The 25,377-nt window shown below is 32.5% G+C and carries 20 protein-coding genes; 17 read left to right on the top strand and 3 right to left on the bottom strand.

What is annotated here, in order from left to right; translation table 11 throughout:
• Positions 1 to 4 precede the first annotated feature (4 nt).
• The 5 genes from AC0NJG_RS02510 to AC0NJG_RS02490 all read left to right on the top strand — a co-directional run bounded on the left by AC0NJG_RS02510 (position 5) and on the right by AC0NJG_RS02490 (position 5,581).
• Positions 5 to 2,344 carry an ABC transporter permease gene (locus AC0NJG_RS02510; RefSeq protein WP_429680601.1) on the top strand — a complete coding sequence of 780 codons (2,340 nt, stop codon included), beginning with the start codon at positions 5 to 7 and terminating at the stop codon, positions 2,342 to 2,344.
• A gap of 11 nt (positions 2,345 to 2,355) precedes the next feature.
• Positions 2,356 to 3,117 (top strand): ABC transporter ATP-binding protein, encoded by a 762-nt coding sequence (locus tag AC0NJG_RS02505; protein ID WP_087952594.1) that lies wholly within the window; start codon positions 2,356 to 2,358, stop codon positions 3,115 to 3,117.
• 100 nt (positions 3,118 to 3,217) lie between these two features.
• The gene (locus tag AC0NJG_RS02500; protein WP_087952595.1) at positions 3,218 to 3,928 is read left to right on the top strand and encodes a class I SAM-dependent methyltransferase; all 711 of its coding nucleotides are present in this window, start codon (positions 3,218 to 3,220) and stop codon (positions 3,926 to 3,928) included.
• Between the two features lie 119 nt (positions 3,929 to 4,047).
• Positions 4,048 to 4,455, top strand: coding sequence for a VOC family protein (locus tag AC0NJG_RS02495; protein WP_087996838.1), 408 nt, complete (start codon positions 4,048 to 4,050; stop codon positions 4,453 to 4,455).
• Between the two features lie 343 nt (positions 4,456 to 4,798).
• Complete coding sequence (locus AC0NJG_RS02490; protein ID WP_088326846.1) at positions 4,799 to 5,581, top strand: class I SAM-dependent methyltransferase; 783 nt, start codon at positions 4,799 to 4,801, stop codon at positions 5,579 to 5,581.
• Between the two features lie 121 nt (positions 5,582 to 5,702).
• On the opposite strand, the gene AC0NJG_RS02485 is transcribed toward AC0NJG_RS02490, so the two are convergent.
• Entirely contained in the window at positions 5,703 to 7,388 is a 1,686-nt protein-coding gene (locus AC0NJG_RS02485) for an alpha-keto acid decarboxylase family protein (RefSeq protein ID WP_088328200.1), read from the bottom strand.
• 106 nt (positions 7,389 to 7,494) lie between these two features.
• Here AC0NJG_RS02485 and AC0NJG_RS02480 point away from each other — a divergent pair, with 106 nt between their 5' ends.
• The 5 genes from AC0NJG_RS02480 (at position 7,495) to spoIISB (ending at position 10,282) form a co-directional block, all read left to right on the top strand.
• Positions 7,495 to 7,977: a MarR family winged helix-turn-helix transcriptional regulator gene (locus tag AC0NJG_RS02480; protein WP_088328201.1), complete on the top strand. Its 483-nt coding sequence runs from the start codon at positions 7,495 to 7,497 to the stop codon at positions 7,975 to 7,977.
• A 167-nt stretch (positions 7,978 to 8,144) separates the two neighbouring features.
• Positions 8,145 to 8,882 carry a 2,3-diphosphoglycerate-dependent phosphoglycerate mutase gene (gene gpmA, locus AC0NJG_RS02475; RefSeq protein WP_087952606.1) on the top strand — a complete coding sequence of 246 codons (738 nt, stop codon included), beginning with the start codon at positions 8,145 to 8,147 and terminating at the stop codon, positions 8,880 to 8,882.
• Positions 8,883 to 9,069: 187 nt separating this feature from the next.
• Positions 9,070 to 9,807 (top strand): type II toxin-antitoxin system SpoIISA family toxin, encoded by a 738-nt coding sequence (locus tag AC0NJG_RS02470; RefSeq protein ID WP_474062879.1) that lies wholly within the window; start codon positions 9,070 to 9,072, stop codon positions 9,805 to 9,807.
• Positions 9,808 to 9,904: 97 nt separating this feature from the next.
• Positions 9,905 to 10,030, top strand: coding sequence for a hypothetical protein (locus AC0NJG_RS02465; protein ID WP_000588712.1), 126 nt, complete (start codon positions 9,905 to 9,907; stop codon positions 10,028 to 10,030).
• Between the two features lie 75 nt (positions 10,031 to 10,105).
• Positions 10,106 to 10,282 carry a stage II sporulation protein SB gene (gene spoIISB, locus AC0NJG_RS02460; protein WP_000852620.1) on the top strand — a complete coding sequence of 59 codons (177 nt, stop codon included), beginning with the start codon at positions 10,106 to 10,108 and terminating at the stop codon, positions 10,280 to 10,282.
• An 18-nt stretch (positions 10,283 to 10,300) separates the two neighbouring features.
• Here the strand turns inward: spoIISB and AC0NJG_RS02455 are convergent, their stop codons facing one another.
• Entirely contained in the window at positions 10,301 to 10,690 is a 390-nt protein-coding gene (locus AC0NJG_RS02455) for a YxeA family protein (protein WP_087952612.1), read from the bottom strand.
• 216 nt (positions 10,691 to 10,906) lie between these two features.
• On the opposite strand from AC0NJG_RS02455, the gene pepD reads away from it, so the two are divergent.
• On the top strand, positions 10,907 to 12,376 hold the full coding sequence (pepD, locus tag AC0NJG_RS02450) for a beta-Ala-His dipeptidase (protein WP_173601489.1): 1,470 nt from the start codon (positions 10,907 to 10,909) through the stop codon (positions 12,374 to 12,376).
• Between the two features lie 589 nt (positions 12,377 to 12,965).
• Here pepD and AC0NJG_RS02445 read toward each other — a convergent pair.
• Positions 12,966 to 13,430, bottom strand: a complete 465-nt coding sequence (locus tag AC0NJG_RS02445; protein ID WP_087952619.1) for a DUF5065 family protein — start codon at positions 13,428 to 13,430, stop codon at positions 12,966 to 12,968.
• Positions 13,431 to 13,883: 453 nt separating this feature from the next.
• Between AC0NJG_RS02445 and AC0NJG_RS02440 the strand changes: the two genes are divergently transcribed.
• From AC0NJG_RS02440 to AC0NJG_RS02415, 6 genes are all read left to right on the top strand, one after another.
• Complete coding sequence (locus AC0NJG_RS02440) at positions 13,884 to 14,543, top strand: CatB-related O-acetyltransferase (protein ID WP_087996847.1); 660 nt, start codon at positions 13,884 to 13,886, stop codon at positions 14,541 to 14,543.
• A 467-nt stretch (positions 14,544 to 15,010) separates the two neighbouring features.
• On the top strand, positions 15,011 to 16,324 hold the full coding sequence (locus tag AC0NJG_RS02435; protein WP_087952625.1) for a D-alanyl-D-alanine carboxypeptidase family protein: 1,314 nt from the start codon (positions 15,011 to 15,013) through the stop codon (positions 16,322 to 16,324).
• Positions 16,325 to 16,511: 187 nt separating this feature from the next.
• The gene (locus tag AC0NJG_RS02430) at positions 16,512 to 17,660 is read left to right on the top strand and encodes an acyltransferase family protein (protein WP_087996851.1); all 1,149 of its coding nucleotides are present in this window, start codon (positions 16,512 to 16,514) and stop codon (positions 17,658 to 17,660) included.
• 202 nt (positions 17,661 to 17,862) lie between these two features.
• A complete protein-coding gene (locus AC0NJG_RS02425) occupies positions 17,863 to 18,453 on the top strand; it encodes an SGNH/GDSL hydrolase family protein (protein ID WP_140168721.1) in 591 nt (196 codons plus the stop codon).
• A 1,100-nt stretch (positions 18,454 to 19,553) separates the two neighbouring features.
• Complete coding sequence (locus AC0NJG_RS02420) at positions 19,554 to 20,807, top strand: MFS transporter (protein WP_087952630.1); 1,254 nt, start codon at positions 19,554 to 19,556, stop codon at positions 20,805 to 20,807.
• 13 nt (positions 20,808 to 20,820) lie between these two features.
• On the top strand, positions 20,821 to 25,377 hold the full coding sequence (locus AC0NJG_RS02415; RefSeq protein ID WP_474062814.1) for an amino acid adenylation domain-containing protein: 4,557 nt from the start codon (positions 20,821 to 20,823) through the stop codon (positions 25,375 to 25,377).

Genomic DNA, 25,377 nt, shown 5'->3' with positions numbered 1-25,377 from the left:
TAATATGATTAGGAGAATGTTAAAAAGAGATTTCTCTCAAAATAAAATGATAATTACCATTTTATTTATGTTTATCATGTTATCAAGTCTTTTAATGGCTAGTGCTTCAAGTAACGTTATTAATCTATTGAACTCAATGGAGCAATTGGTTAAAGTATCAAACGCACCGCATTTCGTACAAATGCATGTAGGAGAAGTAAATCAAAAATCAATTGATTCTTTTGTAGAAAAAACTCCGTTTGTAAAAAAACAACAAACGGCTGAGATGGTCCAAATAAACGGATCTAACATTTTTATAAAGAAGAAAAATGAAGCGGAACATAATAGTGTAATGGACATAAGCTTCGTTAAACAAAATAGTAAGTTTGATTTTTTATTAAATTTAAATAATGAAGTGGTTGATATTAGGAAAGGGGAAATAGGTGTACCAATTTATTATATGCAAAAATATAATTTGCGTATTGGAGATAAAATATGGGTGGTTAAAAATAAGAATGAACTAGAATTTACTATTTCAGCATTTGTTCGTGATGTTCAAATGAATCCATCAATTGTTAGTTCAAAACGATTCGTAATAAGCAATGAAGATTTCAAAAGAATAAAAAGGAATTTTGGAGAAAGCGAATATTTTATTGAATTCCAGCTAACTGATGTAAATAAAATAAATGAATTTGAAAATCTATACGAGTCATCGAACTTACCTCAAAAAGGTCCCTCTATTACGTATTCCCTATTTAAAACACTCAATTCATTAACAGATGGAATAATAGCTGCGGTACTTATCATAATAAGTGCATTATTAATGTTAATTGCAATGTTATGTATTAGATTTACGATCATTACTTCGATGGAAGAAGATTATCGGGAAATTGGTGTTATGAAAGCTATCGGCATTACAAGTAAAGATATTCAAAAACTATATGTAACAAAATATGTTGTTATTTCAGCTGGTGGATGTATATGTGGATATATACTTTCACTATTTGTTACAAAGATATTCACTTCTAATATCACTCTTTATATGGGGGCGGCAGATAAAAGTATTTTACACAATGTTGTGCCATTCATAATTACAACACTGTTATTTTTAGTCGTTATCCTGTACTGTCGTATCATTTTGCGGAAATTTAGGGGAATTACAGCAATAGATGCTTTACGATCAAGAGATAAGTTAGGGAAAAGAAAGATTAGAAACTCTTTTTCACTCAATCGATCTAAATTTAAAAATGTAAATATATTTATTGGTATACAAGATATTATAAAAAGATTTAAGTTATATCGCGTATTAAGTATCGTATTAATAATAGCTGTGTTTATGATTGTTGTACCTGTTAACTTTTTGTATACGATTCAATCACCGAAGTTTGTTAATTATATGGGAACAGGAAAAAGTGATATTCGAATAGATTTACAGCAAACTGAAAATATAGAGAAACGATTTAAGGACGTTATATCATATATACGAAATGATGATGAAGTAGAAAAATATGCAACATTTGTAACGAGTACATTTAAAATGGTAAGCGCTGATGGTACAAATGAAAACTTACATGTAGAAGTGGGAGACTTCACTACATTTCCATTAGACTATATGCAAGGTAGGGCACCAAAAAATGAAAATGAAATTGCTCTTTCTTATATGAACACAAATGAATTAAAAAAGAATGTAGGGGATTCTATCGTTTTATTTGTTGATGGGAAAGAGAAAACACTTACGATTAGTGGTATGTATCAAGATGTAACAAATGGCGGGAAAACAGCTAAAGCGAACTTTTCTTATAATAACGAAAACATATTATGGTATGTAGTAAATGTAGATTTAAAGTCTAATGTTGATTTGCAAGAAAAAGTGAAGGAGTATAAACAAAATTTTAGTTCTGCAAAAATAACAGATACGGATGATTATTTAACGCAAACTTTAGGAGAGACAATTAAACAATTAAGACTCGTGACTCAAGTGGCTATTTTGATTGCGATATTGATATCAGTTTTAATTACTGCGATGTTTTTTAAAATGATATTAGCAAAAGATTCTTCGCAAATTTTAATTATGAAAAATATCGGTTTTTCTTATAAAGATATTCGTATACAGTATATAACTCGTTCTATTGTGATCGTATTATTAGGCATTGTGACAGGGACATGTATAGCTGCTACGTTTGGTGAAATGTTAGTAAGTTGGTTAGGCTCATTTATGGGAGCAGCTCATATAAAGTTTGTCGTAAATCCTATCGTTTCTTATATAATATGCCCAGCTATATTATTTATATCTGTGACTGCAACAACACTTTTCAGTAGTTTTACTATAAAGCAAACAAACGATGTAAAGCCAAATGGGGAGTAGGGGTGTAAAACTTGAAAAAAATTTTAGAAGTAAAGCAAGTAAACAAAACATATTCAATAGATGGAAATGCAAATTATCACGTGCTAAAAAATATAGATTTAGAGGTTTATGAGGGAGAATTTGTATCGGTTATGGGGCCTTCTGGTTCTGGGAAATCGACGTTACTATATAATATTAGTGGAATGGATCAAATGTCATCAGGAAGTGTGAAAATTGGTGATAAAGAAATATCTTGTATAAAAGAAGAAGCGTTAGCCAAGTTGCGCCTTACTGAAATAGGGTTTATTTTTCAGCAGAGCAACCTTCTTAGAAACTTGAATCTATTTGATAATATCATTTTGTCAGCATATTTAGCGAAATGTGAGAGTAAGAAAATAGTAAATAAACGTGCTCTAGAGCTAATGGGGAAAATGGGGATAAGTGATATAGCGTCTCATTATATAACCGAAGCATCTGGAGGGCAATTACAAAGGGTCTCTATTTGTAGAGCGCTCATTAATAATCCAAATATTATTTTTGCTGATGAGCCAACGGGTGCTCTAAATTTAAAATCAACAGAAGAGGTAATGCAAATTTTATTAAATATTAACCGTGATGGAACGACTATTATGTTAGTGACTCATGATGTAAAGGTAGCAGCGAAAACAGAAAGAGTTCTTTTTATGGCGGACGGAGAAATTGTGAGTGAAATACAGTTAGGTAAGCTTAGGAACGATGATTTAAAAGCGCGAGAAGAGAAGTTGTTAAAATGGTTAGCTATACTTGGATTTTAAAAATAAAAACTCCTATTGAATGTAGGAGTTTTTATTTTTGTCTGAAAGTTCTAAAAGATGTATAATGATTTTCTGACTATTTAAATTTGGAGGGATACAAGTGAAAAATGAAACGTTGCATAATCAAGAAGATATTATTAAAATGCTTGATTCATTATTAAGACCAGCAGAACCATTTTGGAATGAATTTTATGCGAATAGAGAAAAAGATGTTCCGTTTTTTGAAAATGTTCCAGATGAGAACCTAGTTTCGTATATAAATAAAAAGTGGGTTTCAAAAGGAAAAGTACTAGAACTTGGATGTGGTCCGGGTAGAAACGCAATTTATCTAGCAAATGAAGGATTTGATGTAACAGCAGTGGATTTATCTATAGAAGGCATTAATTGGGCGAAAGAGAGAGCGTTAGCAAAAGGGATAGAAATTCACTTTATTTGTGATTCGATTTTTAATTTGGAGGGTCAAAATGATTTTGACTTTGTATACGATTCGGGCTGTTTACATCATATTCCACCACATAGAAGAGTAAATTATGTGGATTTAATTAAAAACTCATTGAAATCAGGTGGTTATTTCGGATTAACATGTTTTGCGGCAGGTGATTTAGATGAGCGAAATGGATCAGAAATAACAGATTGGGACGTATATAGAGGATGGAGTCTACAAGGTGGTCTTGCTTATTCGGAAGAAAAATTAAGAGAGATATTTAAAGAATTTGAAGTGAGTGAAATTAGAAAAATGAAGCAAATGGAACAACCAAATACTATGTTTGGAGAATCATTTCTTTGGACAGCATTATTTAAGAAGAAATAAGAAAGTAGATAATTGACAAACTCATCGTTTTTATAGACAATATACTCGCGGGAATATATGTTCGATTTTACTAGCCGATGTATATTTTGCATCAATACATAACAAGGGGTTGTCTCTATATGAGTAACACAAATCAAAAAATCACTACATTTTTAATGTTTGAAGGCAAAGCTGAAGAAGCGATGAATTTTTACACATCACTATTTGATCAATCAGAAATTGTAAGTATCTCTCGCTACGATGAAAATGGACCTGGTAAAGAGGGTACTGTAATTCAGGCAACGTTTACGTTACACGGGCAAGAATTCATGTGCATAGATAGTTATGTAAATCATAATTTTACATTTACACCAGCTATGTCTCTTTATGTAACTTGTGATACGGAAGAAGAAATTGAAACGGCTTTTAATAAATTAGCGGAGGATGGAGCAGTACTTATGCCTTTAGGTGCCTATCCGTTTAGTAAAAAATTTGGTTGGTTAAATGATAAGTATGGTGTGTCTTGGCAGTTAACGCTTGCTGAATAAAAAAGAAAAATTGTAGCTTATTTGTTTAATGGGTTCAGTTAAGAGCTTTAGAAATTAAATAACATAAAAAAAGGCATTCCAACTGTCAACAGATTTGGAATGCCTTTTTATGTGTAAGTGAGTGGTTTGAAACTGCCAATTCTACGGTTATTCTAAGTAAATTGAATGGATATATAATTTTGTGAGTTTTTATAATTTTTAGTAATTATCGTCATTTATCTGTTAATATGAATATAGACAACTATGTAATAACTATCAGGCAGGTTAATAGAAAAAGGAAAGCATAAATAATTAATAAGCTTACACTTAAAATGCAACTAGGTCATTAGGAGGAATAACTGTAATGGATACTACACAACAAAATAGTAATGCATGGGATAAGAAGGTTGAAGAAGGTTCTAGATACACGCAGCCTGTGAGTACCGAGGTTATTGAGAAAAGCAGAACAGGTGAATGGGAGATTACAGTGACTACGGAAAAATCAGTTCCTAGAGATTGGTTTCCAAAGTCATTAAATGGATTAAAGATACTTTGCTTAGCGTCAGGTGGCGGACAACAAGCACCAATTCTAGCTGCTGCTGGAGCAGATGTAACAGTTACTGATATATCAAAGAAGCAATTGGAACAAGATGAAAAGGTAGCAAAACGGGATGGTTTAACTTTAAAAACAGTACAAGGAGATATGTCAGACCTTAGTGATTTTGAGGATGAATATTTTGATATTGTTATAAATCCTGTTTCTAATTTATTTGTAAAAGATGTTCATCTTGTATGGAATGAAGTTTCAAGGGTCTTAAAGAATAAAGGTATTCTCATTTCTGGATTTACAAATCCGTTACTATGGATTTTTGATGATAATCAAGAACAAAAAGGTATTCTTGATGTAAAACATTCAATCCCTTCATCGACATTGGATTATTTACCAGAGGATGAAGTTCAAGATTATATCGATTCAAATCAAACAATAGAATATGCGCATACACTAGAAGATCAAATCCAAGGCCAAGTTGAAGCGGGTTTTATTATAACAGGTTTTTATGAGGATGATTTTGGTGGAACAAGGATATTAGATAAGCATATTAAAACATTTATTGCTACAAAAGCTATAAAGTTAAAGACTGATTAAAAATTTTGACTTGTCACACGAGACGTTAGTCGAAGGATATTCTTAAAATATTATATATAAAAGGAAAAGGATGACACTTGTCATCCTTTTCCTTTTATATAGTTAGATTATGCTTGTAATATTAAGAATTTTGTTGGCCAATTCTTTTTCCAAGTTTAGCTAACAATTCAGGCTGATCCCCTTGGCTCATTACAACTTCAACAAAGGTAAGTTGATTCTTATCAATACTTATTTTACTTAAGGCTTCTTCTAACTCTGTTTCATTTTCTACTTTAAATGTTTGGCTTTTTTCTTCTGTTCCGAATACGTTCGCTAGTTTTGTGTAATCCCACATTTGTATGTCATTATACGGTTCGTTTTGGCCGTGAATTGCACGTTCAACAGTGTATCCATTGTTATTAATTAAAAATATAATCGGTTTTAAATTTTGCCGAAGTATTGTCGATAACTCTTGAACAGTTAATTGGAAAGAACCATCACCAATAATTAATATGTTGCGCCGCGATAAATCAGTAAGCTGTGTACCAAGTAGAGCAGGTAATGTATAACCGATTGATCCCCATAATGGTTGCGCTACATATGTAGTGTTATTAGGTAATGGGATAACGGCACTACCAAAGAAAGGCGTTCCTTGTTCTACGATTAAGACGTCATTTTCTTGTAAGAAATGGTACATTTGCTGCCAAAAACGTTTTTGCGTAACCATTTGCATTTTTGGATTAAACTTTTCTGTAATAGAAACTGATTCTGAAATAAACGGCTTAATTTCAAGAGTTCCCTCATTGCGATGCTCAATTAAGTCACTAAAATGTTGTAAAACATCTTTCATTACAACTGGCCCGTATTTTTTATCTATAATTTTCACAGTGTAGGGATGAATTTCTATAACTTGTTCTTTCGTAAAACCTTGTGTGAAACCGCCTGTAATAGTATCAGTTAACTTCACACCAATACTAATAATACAATCAGATTCATCAATTCTTTTTCTCAAGTACGAAGAACTTACATCACCAGTATAAACCCCTATGAATTGAGGGTGTTTTTCTGGAAATATTCCTTTCCCCATACTTAATGTCGCGATAGGAAACCCAGTTTTTTCTACGAATTGATGCAAATATTCTTCCGCATGAAAACGAGCCACTTCAAAATCAGCTAAAATAACAGGTTTTTTGGCGCTATTTATTTTTGAAATGGCATGTAGAAGCATTTTATCCAGCGCATCTTTATTACTTAAAACTGGTTTATGTAAAATTGGTTCCGTAGGTTTGTTAATAGGTTTATTATACACATCAATTGGTAATTGAATATGAACAGGGCGTTTTTCACTCCAACATGCACGTAACACACGGTCAATTTCTTCAGCGGCATGTTCAGGAATCAAATTTGTTTGTGCGACAGTGATTTCTCTATACATATTGGAAAAATGATGGAACTTTCCATCACCTAACGTATGATGAACGAGTGCTCCATTCTCCATTACTGTTGTTGGTGGTGTCCCCGTGATTTTTACAACAGGTACGTTTTCTGCGTATGAGCCAGCAACACCGTTAATGGCGCTTAATTCTCCAACACCGAAAGTGGTAATAAGAGCGGCGATTCCTTTTATACGAGCATATCCATCAGCAGCATATGCCGCATTTAACTCATTACAATTGCCAACCCACTCTAACTTTTCATGTGCTACTACGTCATCTAAAAAAGCTAAATTATAATCACCAGGGACACCAAAAATATGCTCAATTCCTAATTCGCTTAGTCGGTCTAATAAATATGTACTTACAGTATATTGCGTTTTCAAGTGAATCATCTCCTCATTGTTTTGCTTTCTTGTAATAAACGAAAGCAGTTCTAGAGTATTGATTAAAATATTCATTACTAGATTGTGGTATAATTTACATACAGGGGGAAAGTAGATGACACAACATAAAGAAGAACAGATGAATGAAGCATTAGCATTATTTTACTTTGCATATAAAACATTTACTGAAAAGCCAGATGAAATTATAAAAGAGTATGGTATACAACGAGTACATCACCGAATTTTATTTTTTATCGCACGCTTTCCAGGGATAAGTGTAAATGAGTTATTATCATTATTAGAAATAAGTAAACAGGCTCTTCACGGACCACTGCGTCAACTTGTAGAAAAGGGTTTAATTGAGAGCAATGAAGCTACACATGATCGCCGTGTGAAACAGTTATCTTTAACAGAAAAAGGTGTAGATTTAGAGAAAAAACTTAGCGATGTACAAAGGCAACAAATGAGTACTATTTTTTCAAAATTTGGTGAATCATGTGAAGAAAATTGGCATCAAGTTATGAATGAAATGGCAAATAGCCGAACAGGTTTTGATGCTTGGATATCGAAACGGGAAGTTGTAATCGATCAAAAATAATGAAAACTATATTTGTTTTTATAGTTTGAAAAAGAACAAATTTTATCCATACATTTGGCAACTATGGTTTGGTCATAGAGTGAATGGATAAAAAGATACATTACTAGATACTTTATACGTGTACGCAATGAAACAATAAAATTCACATTTCCGAGAGGGGAATTATCATGATTAAACTTGTACTTATTCGTCACGGACAAAGTCTATGGAATCTTGAAAATCGCTTTACTGGATGGACAGATGTAGATTTATCAGAGAATGGATTAAGTGAAGCGAGAGAAGCAGGAGCAATATTAAAGAAAAATGGATATACTTTCGATGTTGCTTATACATCTGTATTAAAACGAGCAATCCGGACCTTATGGATTGTGCTGCATGAGATGGACCTTACTTGGGTGCCAATACATAAATCTTGGAAGTTAAATGAAAGACATTATGGTGCATTGCAAGGTTTGAATAAAGATGAAACTGCGCAAAAATATGGTGAGGAGCAAGTTCATATTTGGAGAAGAAGTGTTGATGTGAGACCACCAGCTCTTACTGAAGAGGATACTCGATATGAAGCGACGGATCCAAGATATAAAACACTCAAAAAAGGTGAATTTCCGTTAACTGAATGTTTAGAGGATACGGAGAAAAGGGTGCTTGCTTATTGGCATTCAGAAATCGCGCCGACATTAAAGAGTGGTAATAAAGTAATCATTTCATCACACGGTAACACAATTCGCTCACTAGTGAAATATTTAGACAACCTTTCAAGTGATGGTGTAGTTTCATTAAATATCCCAACTAGCATTCCGCTTGTGTATGAATTAGACGAAAATTTACGTCCGATTCGTCATTATTACTTAAGTATGGACGGAGAAGTACCTGAAGGGGAAATTCCGAAACATATTACTTTTTAACATGAAAATTTGAAATGAATGCTTGTCTACATATACAATGTAGACTCATGATAAAGACGTGGCACCTTCTAATGTATATGCGATGTAGCTAAATTTAGAAGCTTGTCCACGTCTTTTGTCATAAAGAGAGTTGCTTGTGCATGTAATGATATCGTGAGTATTTTTTGAATGGAGGGTGATGTCATTGGTGATCTCTAACATTCGAATCGGCTTATTTATTTTAGCAATCGTTTTTCTATTACTTGTTTTCTTCTATTGGAAAAACGAAGAGTTGTACGAGGAGAAGAAGCAACGTATTCGAAAGACTTGGTATGGGTTGTTTATAATATCAGTCACCGTATATTTCATGATAAAAGGAATTGATTTAACCCTCTGGAAAAATCTTTTAATGTTCACTGCAATGGTTATTTTCGTTGATGTTGCATTTATTTTAACACCTAATATTTCAGAAATATGGGGAGCGAAATTTAGCGATATCGGCAAGACGGTTCAATCGATAAAACGGTCATTAATTGCTTCTAAAGCAAGAGGAGAAATATACACAACAATTATTCAAAATGTCAATCCAGCAGTATTCGGTACGATGGAATGGCATACGGAGGAAGAATATACAAAAAGCTTAAACGTATTTTTAGATTCGTACGGGGAAAAGATTGGAGCAAAAATTGTTGTATTTGAAGCGGCAAAGGAATTAAATACAAACTTTCGTGGTATCCGTTCTCAATTTAGTACTATGATTCCGTTAGAGTACATTGAGCAATTGAATGAGCAGAAAGCAGTGCAAGTAGAAAATGTCGGAATTATACCAGCAAAAATAGTGAGTGATGTTTTCATTGTTATTGACGGGAAGAAAAATAATCTTCAAGACCGGGATTTTGAAAATGTATATAATTTAACGATACATCATAGTTATTTTATTAAGTAGGACAGAATCTTCTGTCCTACTCTTTTATACATAAATTCGGACAAAGTTGAATAAAATCGGACAATCATTCCTACACTAGCACGTAGAGGTGATTGTAGTGATAAAAGATTATGACAATGATTTTTTCAAAGAAGATAATGAAGATACAACTGATTTCTCTTTAATAAAAGGAGATACGTTGCAGCAAGTAGAAGAGTTAGAAGAAGAATTAAAAAGAAAATGATACTTGTACACGCTGTCTACATTTGCGATATAATATAAATAGAAGATTGTATCTTTTTGAAAAGGGGGAGAAGAGATGGCTGAAGTAAATGTACAAAAGTCTTCGTTTTTTAAAGAAAAAAAAGAAGAACCAAATACAGATTTCTCTCTTGTGAAAGGTGCGTTAACGGAAAATATAAATCGCTTAGAGAAACTGATGAATAATAGCAGTTCAAAATATATACGAGTGAAAAAAACAAAAGAAAATGCATAGTGCATTTTCTTTTGTTTTTTATTTAATATTAAACTTTTCTTTTATTTTTTCAGGTAAATCTGCTTTCTGAATCTCTTCATAGGATTTTACTTCAATTGATGATATTTCATTTTTGTTCTTATCATCTTGATCTACATAAAGACATAAAAATGCATTTTCATTTAATTTATGTTCGTTTGATGCTTTCTTACTTCTAAATGTAATTTGTTTTTTTACTCCGTCTTCGTCATAAGCAGGCAGTGTGTAGTTTCTTAAGTTTTTACCTTCAACTTTTTCGATAGTTCCTTCGCCTTGTATCTGTACGTAATATACATCTTTACCAATTCGATTTAGTGATGCTCTCTCACAGCCAATAGTAAAACTAGAAAATAATAAACATAGTGTAATAATTGTTAAAAACTTTTTCATTTTCTTTATCTCCTTCAATTTCTTTCTTTACACAGTATACGGCTATTATGAAGTGAGAAAAATCGATATAGATTACAACATCCTTACAATGTTGTAAGAGTGTTGTACATAAAATGAATAACATATTAAAAAGTTAAAAGAAAAGTAAAATAACGAATCATGGTATAATGATAAAAGACCTACATATTATTTTGTTATTTTGAGAGGAGCTTAAAAATGTATTCTACTTTAGAACAATTAACAAAGCACCCTGTATTTTATCATTTTGCAGAAATTTCAAAGATTCCTAGAGGATCAGGTAATGAAAAAGAAATTAGTGATTACTTAGTAAATTTTGCGAAAGAGCGGAGCTTAGAAGTTATTCAAGATGAAGCGTTAAATGTCATTATTAAAAAAGAAGCAACTGTTGGTTATGAAAATGTACCAGCTATTATTATTCAAGGTCATATGGATATGGTTTGCGAAAAAAATCAAGCAACCGTACATGATTTTGAAAAAGATCCAATTGAATTACGAATTATTGGGGACATGTTATATGCAAATCAAACAACTTTAGGAGCTGATAATGGTATTGCAGTTGCATATGCATTAGCTTTATTAGATTCAAAAGACATTCCACATCCAGCACTTGAAGTAGTTATAACTACTGAAGAAGAAACGACAATGGGCGGAGCTTTCGCTGTTGATTCAAATCATTTTGAAGGAAAGATTTTTATTAATATTGATTCTGAAGAAGATCATAAATTATTAGTAAGTAGCGCAGGTGGTGCGAAAGCTGTTGAAACGATTCCAGTAATTTGGGATGAAGCACCCGCGAATATGGATGCATACCGTCTATATGTTGGTGGTCTAAAAGGCGGACATTCTGGTATGGAAATTGATAAACAACGTGGTAATGCGAACAAAGTATTAGGACGAGTATTACGCGATTTATCAGCAAATATTCAATTTGATATAAGTGAAGTTCACGGCGGATTAAAAACAAATGCAATTCCGCGTGAAAGTGTAGCTACAATTTTATTACGTCAAGAAGATGTAGAGAAGGTAGAAGAAAAGCTAGAGTCATGGACACGAGTATTACAAGAAGAAATGCGTGCTGTTGATCCAGATGTTCATGTTACACTTACAAAATTGGATGAGAAAGTAGAAAAAGTATTTGCTAAAGAGACACAAAAACAACTTATTGCATCATTATTCTTAATTCCAAACGGCATTCAAAGTATGAGCATGGATATTAAAGGTCTTGTAGAAAATTCAACAAATTTAGGTGTTATTGAAACGTTGCAAGATGAAATTAAATTACGTAACGAAGTGAGAAGTTCTGTAAGTAGTTTAAAACAACATGTTGCAGATGAGATTAAATGTATCGCCGATTTAGTTGGTGCAACATTTGAAATCGAGTCAGAGTATCCAGAATGGCCATACAATCCGAATTCACAAATTCGTAATTTGTTTGAAAAAGTGCATCAAGAAAAATACAATAAAGATGTTGAAATCTTTGCTGTACATGCAGGAATCGAATGTAGTGTATTCGTTCAAAAGATGCCTGAATTAGATGCAATTTCATTCGGTCCAGATATATTTAATGTTCACACTCCAGATGAACATATTAGTATTTCTTCTGTTGTGAATAACTGGGGATTCTTTGTTGATGTAATGAAAGGTACGAAGGAATTAGCTAAATAATAGTAATGAAATGAAAAGTAGCCTATAAAACTTTATAGGCTACTTTTTGTATAGAGTTTTATTAGAAATTCGTTTTTATGTAAGTATTTAATTTTTACTTTTATTTCTAAAAGAGATTGTACCAAAGATTGCTCCGGATATTGCTCCGATTAAAGTCATAAAAATTGCACTCCAAGCTGCAATTGACATTATTACACCTCCAAATAATAAATTATTATTTCTTATTCTTTTTAATAGAAATGATGATTGCAACAACTGCTAAGAAAATAAGAGGAGACCAAGAAAAGAAAGACATGTAGCATTCTCCCTTCAATAATTATGTAAGATATTTATATAAATTAATTATCACATGTTTTAAAATCGAACATGTGTAATATGCAATATTGCATATTGAATTGTAGAACTTAAAGAAGTGGAAACAGTTATTGAATAAAAATGATAATTTATAAAGAAAGTAAGGATTTTTTCTAACCTTAAAAAGGCAAACAATCAAAAACCTCCTCTATCTTATATAAGGTAGAGGAGTTTTTTGATTGTTGTTTAAGGAAAATAGTATTCAATATTTATTTACTGGTGAGATAAACGTAAATTATTTTGAGATTTTAAAGCTGCCCCCATAATAATAATTTTCTCCAAGTTTCATAACAGCTACATATGTTCCTGGATTATACACATTAGTAATAGGCGTTACAAATCTACCATAATTATGTTTTAAACCAGTGTCATAAATGGTTTTATATCTATGCAAGTTTATTTCATCATTTCCACTCAATTGATATATTTTTACAATACCAGTATCCTTACCACCAGTATATATAGTAACATCGAATGTATCTCCATGTTTTAAGTCACCAACTGCTAACTCTTCTATAAAATCTGCATTATGATGTAATAAAAAATAGCTTTGCCACTGCCAATTATCTAAAAATCGTGATTCTTTTTGTGTAAGTTGCGATTCAGCAGACACAGGTGGGAGCGTACCAATTGTATTCGAAAATAAAAATCCTCCAACAGTCAATGCACCAATAATTGTAGATTGCCTTAAAAGTTTCATCTTCTAAACCTCCTATTTACTTAAGGATTCAGAAATCGTTTTTGTGAAAAACTAGCTGTGAAATCTAAAGGATGATTATATCTTCTATAATCATATTAACATTTATTGATTTATCAGACAAATTAAAGGGTATAAAATTATATTAAGGGAGTTAAGGGGAATATAAGAAAGAGGTTAGATGTAAAACTAAGCAATCTTTATCATATGTAATTAGGATTTATTATTTCAAAACCTGATTATTTTAATACTGAAATTTTAATTCACACCATAAGTTTGAGTACATAATTTTACAATTTGACTAATATAATTTATCACGATATGATTCCTTTATAATAAAAGAAAGGCTTGAAGACAATGATTCGTCGTTTGAGAAAGCTAAAAAATGTAGCAGTCGTAGTAAGCTTCTAAGTAAATTACAAAAATCTACACTACTTAGAAGCGAGGAATAAAGTTATGGAGCATCCATTATTTAATCATTGGTCGGAAACAAAGTATATAAAAGATATAGTAACAAATCCACTTATTGAAGTAGGAGAGCACTCCTATTATTCAGGTTATTATGGTCATCAAAATTTTGAAGATGGCTGTGTAAGGTATTTGTGGGGGGATGCTAAGTCCCGAACACTGTTCAATCCAATTGAACAAATGGGATGGCATCTTGATAAACTCATTATTGGGAACTATGTTTGTATTGCCAGTGGAGTAGTCATTTTGATGGGTGGTAATCACAATCATCACTTAGAATGGATTACAGTATATCCATTCGCTGAGCAAATCGAACATTCATATAAACCGAAGGGTGATACAGTCATTAAAAGTGATGCTTGGATTGGAATGAATGCTATAATAATGCCTGGCGTTACAATCGGTGAAGGTGCAATCGTTGCAGCAGGATCTGTCGTAAGTAAAGATGTTCCGCCGTATACAATAGTGGGTGGAAATCCTGCTAAGGAAATAAAGAAGCGGTTCACAGATACAGAAATGAATATGCTAATGGAGATGCGTTGGTTTGATTGGGATAGAGCATTAGTTGATAAGGCAATTCCTATTTTATCTAGTTCATCTATTGAATTATTATATGATTTTTATAAAAAGGAAGTAAAAAATAGATAGATCTGTGAAAAAACTACATTCTATATAGGATGTAGTTTTTTTATTATAAAAAATGAATAGTCTAGACTAAGGAAAATTCATCTCTAGTATGAATTTAGCAAATAACTGAATTAAATAATTAAAATCCTTGATAGATAATAAAACCGGTGTGTCTCGATATTTAATCGGGACACACTGGTTTTATTTTTTGAAAATGTGGAACAAATGTATAATTTTGATTGTCTATTCATTGTAATCCTAAAAAATATGAAAGTACGGATCATCTTGAAAAATACAAGGGTATTAAAAATAGGTATGTGTGTAGGAACACAAAGTATCAGTGCGCCTAAAAGTGTGGGATGAGATGGTCTATATGAAAGCAATCCTAACGTCGTATATGTATATAGAATTTGAGAATACTGTCTATTTTTTGAGGATTATGTAAGAATAACATTTTTTTGAGTACAAAGATATTGGAGGTAACAGAAGTGAAAGGTATGTTTTGCAAGAGAAGTATTTCAATAGTAACAGTGCTTACACTATTTTGTAGCATGGTCGTTACATTTGGAAGAGCATCAGCGGAAACAGTGCCTGCTATAGACGTGGAAGCAGGATCAGCAATTTTAGTAGAAGTAAATTCTGGGAAAATTTTATATCAAAAAAATGCAGATGAATCATTAGCAATTGCTAGTATGACAAAAATGATGAGTGAATACTTAGTTCATGAAGCGGTGGATAAAGGAAAACTTAAATGGGATCAAAAAGTTAAAATCTCTGAATATGCATATAAGATTTCACAAGATCGCTCATTATCAAACGTTCCATTAGAAAATGGTGGCTCTTATACAGTAAAAGAGTTATATGAGGCAATGGCAATTTACTCTGCAAACGGTGCAACAATTGCTTTAGTTGAAGAAATTGCTGGAAAAGAATCCGATTTCGTGAAAATGATGAATGATAAGTCAAAAGAGTTTGGAATGAAAAATTATAAATTTGTAAACTCTACAGGTTTAACAAATCAAGATTTAAAAGGATATCACCCAGAAGGGACAACTCTAGACGAGAAAAATAAAATGTCCGCAAGAGATTGTGCGATTTTAGCACAACGTCTCATTCAAGATTTTCCGAAAATATTAGATACAGCAAAAATCCCCAAAAAAACATTCCAAAAGGATGGCAAATATCCAATTGATATGGTGAATTTTAACATGATGTTAAAAGGTTTAATTAAGCAATACGAAGGTGTTGATGGATTGAAAACAGGAACTACTCCAGAAGCTGGTGATTGCTTCACTGGCACAGTAGAAAGAAACGGTATGCGTCTAATATCTGTAGTGATAAAAGCAAACTCCCATACAGCACGTTTTGATGAGACGAAGAAATTATATGATTATGGATTTGCGAATTTTGAAGTGAAGAATATTTACGGAAAAGGTTCAGTAGTAAAAGGGCATGAAACAGTGCGAGTAGCAAATGCAAAAGACAAAGATGTAGTAGTTCAAACGAAGCAAACTGTTTCACTTCCAATACCGAAGAGCAACAAAGACGTTTATAAAAAAGAATTTAAAGTATTGAATAAAGAACAAGAAGCGCCTATTAAAAAAGGTGTAACAATTAGTAAAATGATTATCTCGCCTAAAGATAATACAGATCCTGGGTTCTTATCAGGTAAATCATTACAAATAGACCTTGTAACAAAATCTGATGTGGAACAAGCAAATTGGTTTACACGTTTTATACGTAAAACAGGATCTTTTTTTAGTAGTATGTGGGATAGTGCGATTGATATAGTAAAAAGCTAATTTTATAGGATACAACTAAATGTTTCACTTTATAAAAATTTAATAAAATCTTTTCTTTGTATTAAATATTTTGTTTTAAATTATGTATATAAAGAAATGGAGGTCAAATTAACTTTGTACTGCTTATATTAGGAATTTAAAGAAAGAATATGTACAATTCTCCCACTACATTCTTATAGTGGCCTTTATGAACAGCAAAATTTACAATTTACAAGGAGAACATTTTATGAGTAAGAGAATAAAAGAATTAGATTCCATACGAGGTTTAGCGGCACTTACTGTGGTATTTGGACATTTTTGTTTAATGCTACCATCGTTGCCTAATTCTATTAAATTTTCCCCGCTAAGGTTTTTATGGGCGGGTGGAGAAGCTGTTATCGTTTTTTATGTACTAAGTGGTTTTGTGTTATCTATGGCACTTTATCATTCAAAAATAAATTATTGGGGGTATTTAATTAAGAGATTTGTAAGAATCTATATTCCTTATTATTTTTGGATAATCGTTACCTTTGTTTTATTTATTTTGTTTTCGTCGTATGAAGTGGTAGGACTAAGGGATTGGTTCTATGATAGGTGGCAAGGGTCTACAACAAAATTAGATATTTTAAACCACTTTGTGCTTCTTAATAACTTTTTTACGGAAAATTATAATCCAGTTATTTGGTCATTGGCTCAAGAAATGCGTATATCTATTGTGTTTCCTTTGTTGTTCCTTCTTTTTTATAAACTGAATTGGAAGAAAACGATACTATTTGCTTTGAGCTTTTCTTTAATTAGTGTTGTTCTTAATATGTTGCATATTGGGAAAGCTGAAGGATTTTATAATGGTTATGCTGATACACTGCATTTTACATCTATGTTTATGGTTGGAATGTTACTTTTTAAGTATCAGGAAAAACTTATCTACTCATATAGAAATATGAAAAAATTTAAAAAAGGATTTCTTATTGTATTAGGGATTATTCTATATTTATATTCCATTTTAATTTATGGTTTTTCCCGTAATGATACAACTTTCTTATTAAAAGATTGGGGTGTCGTAATGGGGGTTAGTATATTTATTATAATGGCTATGAGTAACCTAAAAGTAAAAGCATTTTTAAATAAGAGTGTATTTGTATACTTAGGAGAAATTTCATACAGTATCTATTTGTGTCATTTTCCAATCATGATGGTACTATTTAAACTATTGTATACAAAGATACCTATCTTTTTCCTTCTTACTTTGTGCAGTGCAATGACATTACTTTTTTCTATAGTTTCATACCATTTAATCGAAAAGAAATGTATCAACTGGGCAAAACAAAGAACAACAAATTTTTTGAAAAAAGTATAATTCCTAGATAGATTTTATTTTTTTAGTAAATATATGAATATGACCGATTCCTAAGTATACTTAGGAATCGGTCAATTTTAGATTCTAAATGTAAATATAGTAAAGTGGAATATAATTGAAATCAAAAACTACTTAGAAATAACAATTACGGTGTGAGCTATTGTATAGTATAGATATGGTTAATAATAAAGGGGGAATACATATGTGGAAGCGATTTGTAGCAATTGGCGATAGTTTTACAGAGGGGATAGGGGATGAAGTTGAGGGAATTGCATTAAAAAGCTGGGTAGATCATTTTGTTCAACTGTGTGAAAACGATATAGAATATGCCAATTTTGCAAAGCGTGGGTTAGTAACTAAAGAAATTCGCTCGCAGCAATTGGAAAAGGCGCTAACTTTTAATCCAGATTTGGTTAGTCTCATTGCAGGGGCAAACGATGTTTTAAAAGGACGTTGGAATCATGATGCATATAAGAACGATATGGAATTTATGATAGATACATTAAGTAAAGCAGGGGCTGATATTATTATAGCAAACCTTCCAGATTTTACAGTTAGGCTTCCTTTTGCTTCTGAAAAAAAACAAGTAATAAAAGAACAATTATTAGAGGCGAATGAAGTTATACATTCACTGAGCAGAGAGTATAAGCTTTATCATGTTGATTTTTGGAATCATCATTTAGTTAATGACAATACGCTTTGGTCTAAGGATTTAATTCATCCAAACTCAAAAGGATATGTAAAAGTTGCTGAATTGATTTTTAGTAGTTTGCCTGTACAGAAGACAAAATAATAGTTTGCAATTTAACAAATATGATATTAATTGTATGAAGCTATGTTTTTTAATAAATGGAAAGAACTAAACATTTAGCAAACAAAGCGTATCTACGATATATTTCTACAGTAGTGCACAAATGCAGAATCACAAGAAAAGATCACCTACGGAAATAGGTGATCTTTAAACATTCTTATACCTAAATTAACATATTATATTACTAAATAAATTCGTACTACATAAAAATTAAGTTCTTTTATAGAAAAAATGATGATACATTAGCTTAAAATATATTATATTTTACAAGAGATTCATAACAATATTATATAATAACATAGTCAAATCATATTTTAGGGATTTATCCCGATTGTGTATAATATGTAATTTTTTTGAAGTAGTAATGTCTAATAAATTAAATAGGTAGTAAATGTATAGGTTCAATACTATATGATTCAATCTTTGTTATGAGTGCATTAGTAATTGTTAGTATTACATTTTTAATATCTATTTTAGTTATTGGAATTAATTTGAATAGAAAATATGTAGGATAGGGAAAGGTACATATACTTTAATGTATATGTACCTTTTTATTTAGTAGGATTTATAGTCTCTATTAACTATTATGTTAATAAAATTAAAAAGCTTAATTCTTAATATCCTTATGGTTAAAGCTATCTATAAAATGAAAATATAACTAAATAATAGTTTGTTATGATTTGTGGATTTGGTTTTTTTATCCGAATTTTCTGATTCAAATATTTCAACTTTATGAATATAGTAGGTGAAATATTTGTGTGATAGTATTTGAGATAGAAAAAAGCCAACTTTAAAAAGGATGTGAATTGAATGTGCAAACGACTGTAAAGGATTATATTAAGGCAACGTTTAGCTGTTATTAGTGTGAGGAAAAGGTCTATGTTGTAACAGTTGATATAAAAATGAAGAAATAGGTGTGTTTAAATTTATCTGACTATTTTAAAAATACAAAACCTTGAGGTTAGTCTAGATTTTAACGAAGTTAAATTCTAGGTGAAATATTTATAATGATTAATTAAGTTTAATAAAGGGGTACCTTATACCAAAAGCGTTTATATTAGTAACTTAAGGAGCTTGCTTTTATGAAAACTACCAATTCAAAAGGCCTATTAGGAAATAGGGTTTATTTACAAGTTTTCTCTGCCTATTCATTGCTTATGCTTGGTGTTTTTATTGATATGTTAGCGATTATGACTATAGTTGGGTTTGAATGGGAAGTAGATCCTACTATGATTGGATTGATTCCTGTTGCATATGCACTTCCTGGAATTATTTTTGGCTCATGGGCAGGTGTTATTGCAGATCGTTTTAGAAAAATTCCAATTATGATGTTCTGTAATCTAATGGTTGGTCTAATAACAATTGCTCTTTTATTTGTACAAGATATCCACTGGCTCTTAGTGGCATTAATGATTCGTTCCATTTTTATTGTTTTCTATTATCCTGCACAGCAAACACTAACAAGACAGATTGTATCCCCGGACTTGCTTACTAAAGCAGTAAGTATCAACGGAATAGTAGAGCAGGGTACAAAGATAGTAGGCCCACTTATAGGGGGCATGTTGCTGAGCTGGTTTCAACCAGAGTTCTGCCTCATTATAAGAGCTATAAGTTGTTTATTAGCTACCTTAGTTCTGATACCCACAATAAAATTTAAAGAAACTATATCGAAAGAATTTGTTGAAAAGCAAAAACAAAGTACTTGGACCGCTTGGGTACAAGGGTGGGGTTATGTGTTATCTAATCGGATAATATTATCAACCATGATTTTCGTTACAATAGCCATGGCAGTATTACAATTAGTAGACTCACAATTCCCAACTTTATTTAAGAGCTTATTCCCACATGATAAAAGTAAAATGGGATATATCATTTCTATTATTGGTCTTGGCGGAATACTTGGTGCATTACTAACTCAGAAATTAAAACAATTTCAATATGGCTGGGTAGTATGTGGAGGTATGGTTTTAATGGGAATTGGTTTTGGGGGGATTGGTTTGATAACGCCCGGTACGGTCTTCGTTTTAGCCTATTTAATTAGTTTTATCGCTGGTATCGGAAGTGGGCTGATGCTTGTATCTAATCAAGTCATTTTACAAATAGAATCCGATCAAGATCAAGTAGGAAGAGTATTTGGTATACAAAGCAGTTTAACAAACGCAGTTCTAATTATTTCTCCTGCTATGAGTGGTCCATTAGTGCATTTGTTTGGAGTAACTCAACTCTATGTTTATGGAGGGATTGGGCTTGTTATTATTGGAGTAATTGGAGTTTCACTGCAGAAATATTTATGGGCTAAACATAAACACGAACCTATAAGAGCAAATAATTTTTGAAGGGAAGATTTTTATGACCAATGAGGAATGTTATCCATTAAGCCATCCGCAGCGAAGAATATGGTATACAGAAGTTGTTCATTCTGATAAAGGAATATGTAATTTAAGATTTTTATTTAAACTTCATCGAAAAATGAATTATTCAAAATTAAACCAAGTTGTGAATCGCGTTATCAGTGAAAATGAAGGTCTGTGCATTAGGTTAAAAGAAAATGGGCATCAGGAACCGAAACAATATTTTACTAAACATGAAGAACAAGAATTTGAGTTTTTTGATTTCAGTAATGTGGAGAAAACAAATTTGCTTGAGGAATGGATTGAGCAGAAAACAAAAGAAACGTTTACATTATTTAATTCAAATCTATACTATTTCGCTTTAATAAAATTAAACGATAATGAATGTGCAGTCTTTGGAAATGTTCATCATATTATTATGGATGGTTTATCAATTCAAATATTTACTGAGCAGATTGCAAAATATTATTATGACATGCATAACGAGAATGAGGAAGGCGAAATTAAAAATTCATATGTTCAATTTCTGACCAATGAACAAACATATTTGAATAGTAGTCGCTTTCAAAAAGATCAAAAATTTTGGTTAGAGGAATTTAAAACACTGCCATCTGTGACTGGATTGAAGCCTTATAATACGTACCAAGTTAGTACCAAAGCATCACGTGAGACGTTTATATTAACGGAACATTTGAAGAGAAAGATAGAAAAATTTTCTGAATGTTACAAAATTAGTTTGTATACTCTTTTTGTTACTGCTTTCTCGTTGTCCATGTATCGGTGGACCTCATCGCTTGATATTGGTTTAGGAATGGCTTACGGCAACCGTATGACTAAAATGGAACGAAAATTGATTGGAATGATGGTGAGTACAGTTCCTTTAAGAATGGATATTGATCCAGAAGAAGAAGTACTTTCATTTATTAGTAGGGTGTCCAGAAAACAAAGTAAATCATTGAGACACCAGAAATATCCGTTTGATTTGTTATTAAAGCAGATTAATAAAGAGAATAACAGCAATGTGAGACTTTTCGGAACTACGATTGATTATAGGGATCGTGATGAAAGTGGTGATTCACTATGGATCGCAAACCGTGAAGAGGTACAAGATCTTGCAGTGCATATTGAAAATCTAATTGATATAGACTCCTTACATGTACATATTGATTATCGTGAGGAGCTATTTTCTAAGGAAGAGATAAAACGCTTTTTTAACGTTATGTTAGCGATAATGGAAAACACTTTTGAAAACCCAAAGCAAAAGGTAGCTGAAATCGAAATTATTTCTGATGAAGATAAAAGAAAAAGTATAGTTGAGTTCAACAATCCTAAGCTGGATTTCCCACCTCGGGAAACTCTTCATGAATTGTTCGAACGACAAGCAATGATTTATCCACACGCTATTGCAGTTACGTATGAAAAAGAAAAAGTTACTTATAGGCAACTTAATGAACGTGCAAACCAGTTAGCTCATTATCTGCAGAAAAAGGGAGTAGGACCTGATACTTTAGTTGGACTGTGCGTTGAACGTTCCCTCGAGATGATTGTAGGTATTTTAGGAATTTTGAAGGCTGGTGGGGCTTATGTTCCACTTGATCCAACATATCCAGAGCAGCGACTTCAATATATTTTAGAAGATGCTAGCATTCAGTTATTCGTAACGCAAGAAAGTTTAAAAGAATTGAACTGGTTACCAGAAAATGTTGAGTCGATTTGCCTGGATCGTGATCAAGATGAGATTGGGAAAGAAAGTAAGACTTTGCCGGTTTCTAGTGTCGGTCCCCAAAATCTGGCATATGTGATCTATACTTCGGGATCAACGGGAAATCCAAAAGGCGTTATGATAGAGCATCACAATGTTATACGGTTATTTAAATCGACGGATTGTTGGTATCAGTTTAATGAAAAAGATACTTGGACGCTTTTTCATTCGTATGCATTTGATTTCTCAGTATGGGAAATTTGGGGAGCGTTATTATATGGTGGAAAATTAGTTGTTGTTCCGTACTGGATTAGTCGATCACCTAAGGATTTTTATCAATTATTGGTGGAGGAAGAAGTCACAGTTCTAAATCAGACACCTTCCGCATTCCGCCAATTAATACGAGTGTGTGAACAAGAAGATAAGAATAAAAATTTGCAGCTGCGTTACGTGATATTTGGCGGAGAAGCGTTAGAACCTATTGGCTTGTTACCGTGGTTTCAAAGGTATGGGGAGAAAAAACCACAGTTAATTAATATGTATGGAATTACAGAAACTACAGTTCATGTTACATATTATCCAATTACTCTAGATGATGTGCAGCATGCTTCAAGAAGTAATATTGGAAAGCGGATTCCCGATTTAGAAGTGTATATACTAGACGCTTATCAACAACCTGTTCCTATAGGTGTTGATGGTGAACTTTATATTGGTGGAGCAGGATTGGCACGTGGATATTTAAATAGACCTGAATTAACAGCAGAGCGTTTTATATCTCATCCATTTAGTAGTAATCCAAAAGCAAGATTATACCGGACAGGAGACTTAGCTAGGTATTTGCCAGATGGGAATCTAGATTATCGCGGAAGAATTGATCATCAGGTTAAAATACGTGGTTTCAGAATTGAGATTGGGGAAATTGAGTCTACTTTAAATACATATGCATCTGTAACAGAGGCAGTTGTAATTGTAAGAGAAGATCAGCCGGGCGATAAAAGATTAGTAGCATATGTTGTAGGAGATGGAAATGTAGATGCGTGGAGAGAGTATCTTAAAGCGAAACTACCAAGTTATATGGTTCCTTCGGGATTTGTGGCGATGGAAGCTATTCCACTTACAGCTAACGGTAAAGTTGATCGAGAGGCCTTACCTATGCCAGAGGAAAAGCAGGTTAATAGTGAATGTGTTGGCCCTCGGAATAGTAACGAACAGATACTGACTACCATTTGGAAGCGAGTATTAGGTGTTAAAAAGGTGGGAATCTATGATAATTTCTTTGAAATTGGTGGCGACTCGATTCTCAGTATTCAAATCATATCTCAAGCAAGTCAAGTGGGGTTAAAACTTACTCCAAAGCAAATGTTTGAATGCCCAACTATCGCTGAGCTGGCACAAGTGGCTATAGAAACGCAGGGAGTACAAGCGGAGCAGGGAATTGTGATAGGTGATGTGCCTCTTACTCCAATTCAGTGCTGGTTCTTCGAGCAAGAACAACCACATACAGAGCATTGGAATCAATCAATGCTTTTAAGAGTAAAAGAAAGATTGGATGTGAAGTTACTAGAGGGAGCAATATTAAATTTAATCAAACATCATGATGCTTTACGTTTTCGGTACGAGCAGTTACCAAACGGAACATGGAGGCAGAGAAATGAAGGGACTGATGAGCTGTCAGTACTCCATGTTGTAAAACGGAACAAAGTTAATGAAAAAGAGTGGAATAAAATAATACAAGAAGAGATGAACATTAATCAAGCTAGTTTCAATTTAGTTACTGGTCCGTTAATGAGAGTAGTGTACTTTGAAGATAACTTGACTGGAAATGATCGAATATTCTGGGTGATTCATCATTTAGTAGTAGATGGAGTGTCATGGAGGATTCTATTGGAAGATTTACAGGTGGTATATAATCAGATGAAACAAGGTCAAGAAGTTCGCTTACCTGCGAAAAGTACCTCTTTTAAAGAATGGTCTGAACGACTTCAGACATACAGTGATTCGGGTATTTCAAAAGAAGTACTGGATTATTGGAATGAACAAGTAGAAAAAGAAATAATGACAATTCCAATGGACTATCCAATACAAGAAACAACAGAAGAATCGATTGATCAAGTGACGAGGACTTTAGGGGTAGAAGAAACACAAGCATTGTTACACGAAGTTCCAGTCACTCATAAGACAAGGATTAATGAGGTACTATTGGCGGCATTAGGACAAGCTATCGTCGATTGTACAAATCAGCAAACGGTTTCTATTCATCTAGAAGGACACGGGAGAGAAGAGATGATAGAAGGTATTGATTTATCACGGACAGTGGGCTGGTTCACGAGTATTTATCCTGTTCATCTAAATTTTCAAGGAACTAAAACACCAATTGAAGGCTTAAAGGCTGTCAAAGAACAATTGCGTCGAATTCCGAATCAAGGAGTAGACTATGGTATTTTACGTTACTTGAATAAAGAAATACTACCGTTTCATCAGCAAAAGCCTCCAATAAGCTTTAACTATTTGGGTCAATTTGATCAGGTGTTTTCAAAGGAATCTTTGTTTATGCAAGAGGCAGGGTTTACATTTTTAGATCATGCTCCAGATTCCAAGCCATCTCATCTAATTGATGTTATCGGAATGGTGAAAGATGAAAAGTTACATTTTATTTGGATGTATAGTAGAGAACAGTTTTCTAAATTAAAAATTCAAGTAATAGCAGATGGTATGTTGAGACATCTTTGCCAACTTATAAATAAACCAACAACAGAGTCTGCTTTTACGGTATCAGATTTTGCTGATGCAGAGGATCTTACGGATGAAAGCTTAAGCAAAGTATTACTTAAATTAACAAAGAAGAGGGTGTAA

This window comes from Bacillus sp. SSR7 (assembly GCF_055902415.1).
The sequence above is the reverse complement of the archived record's forward strand: the minus strand, read 5'-3'. Positions and strand labels throughout refer to the sequence as shown.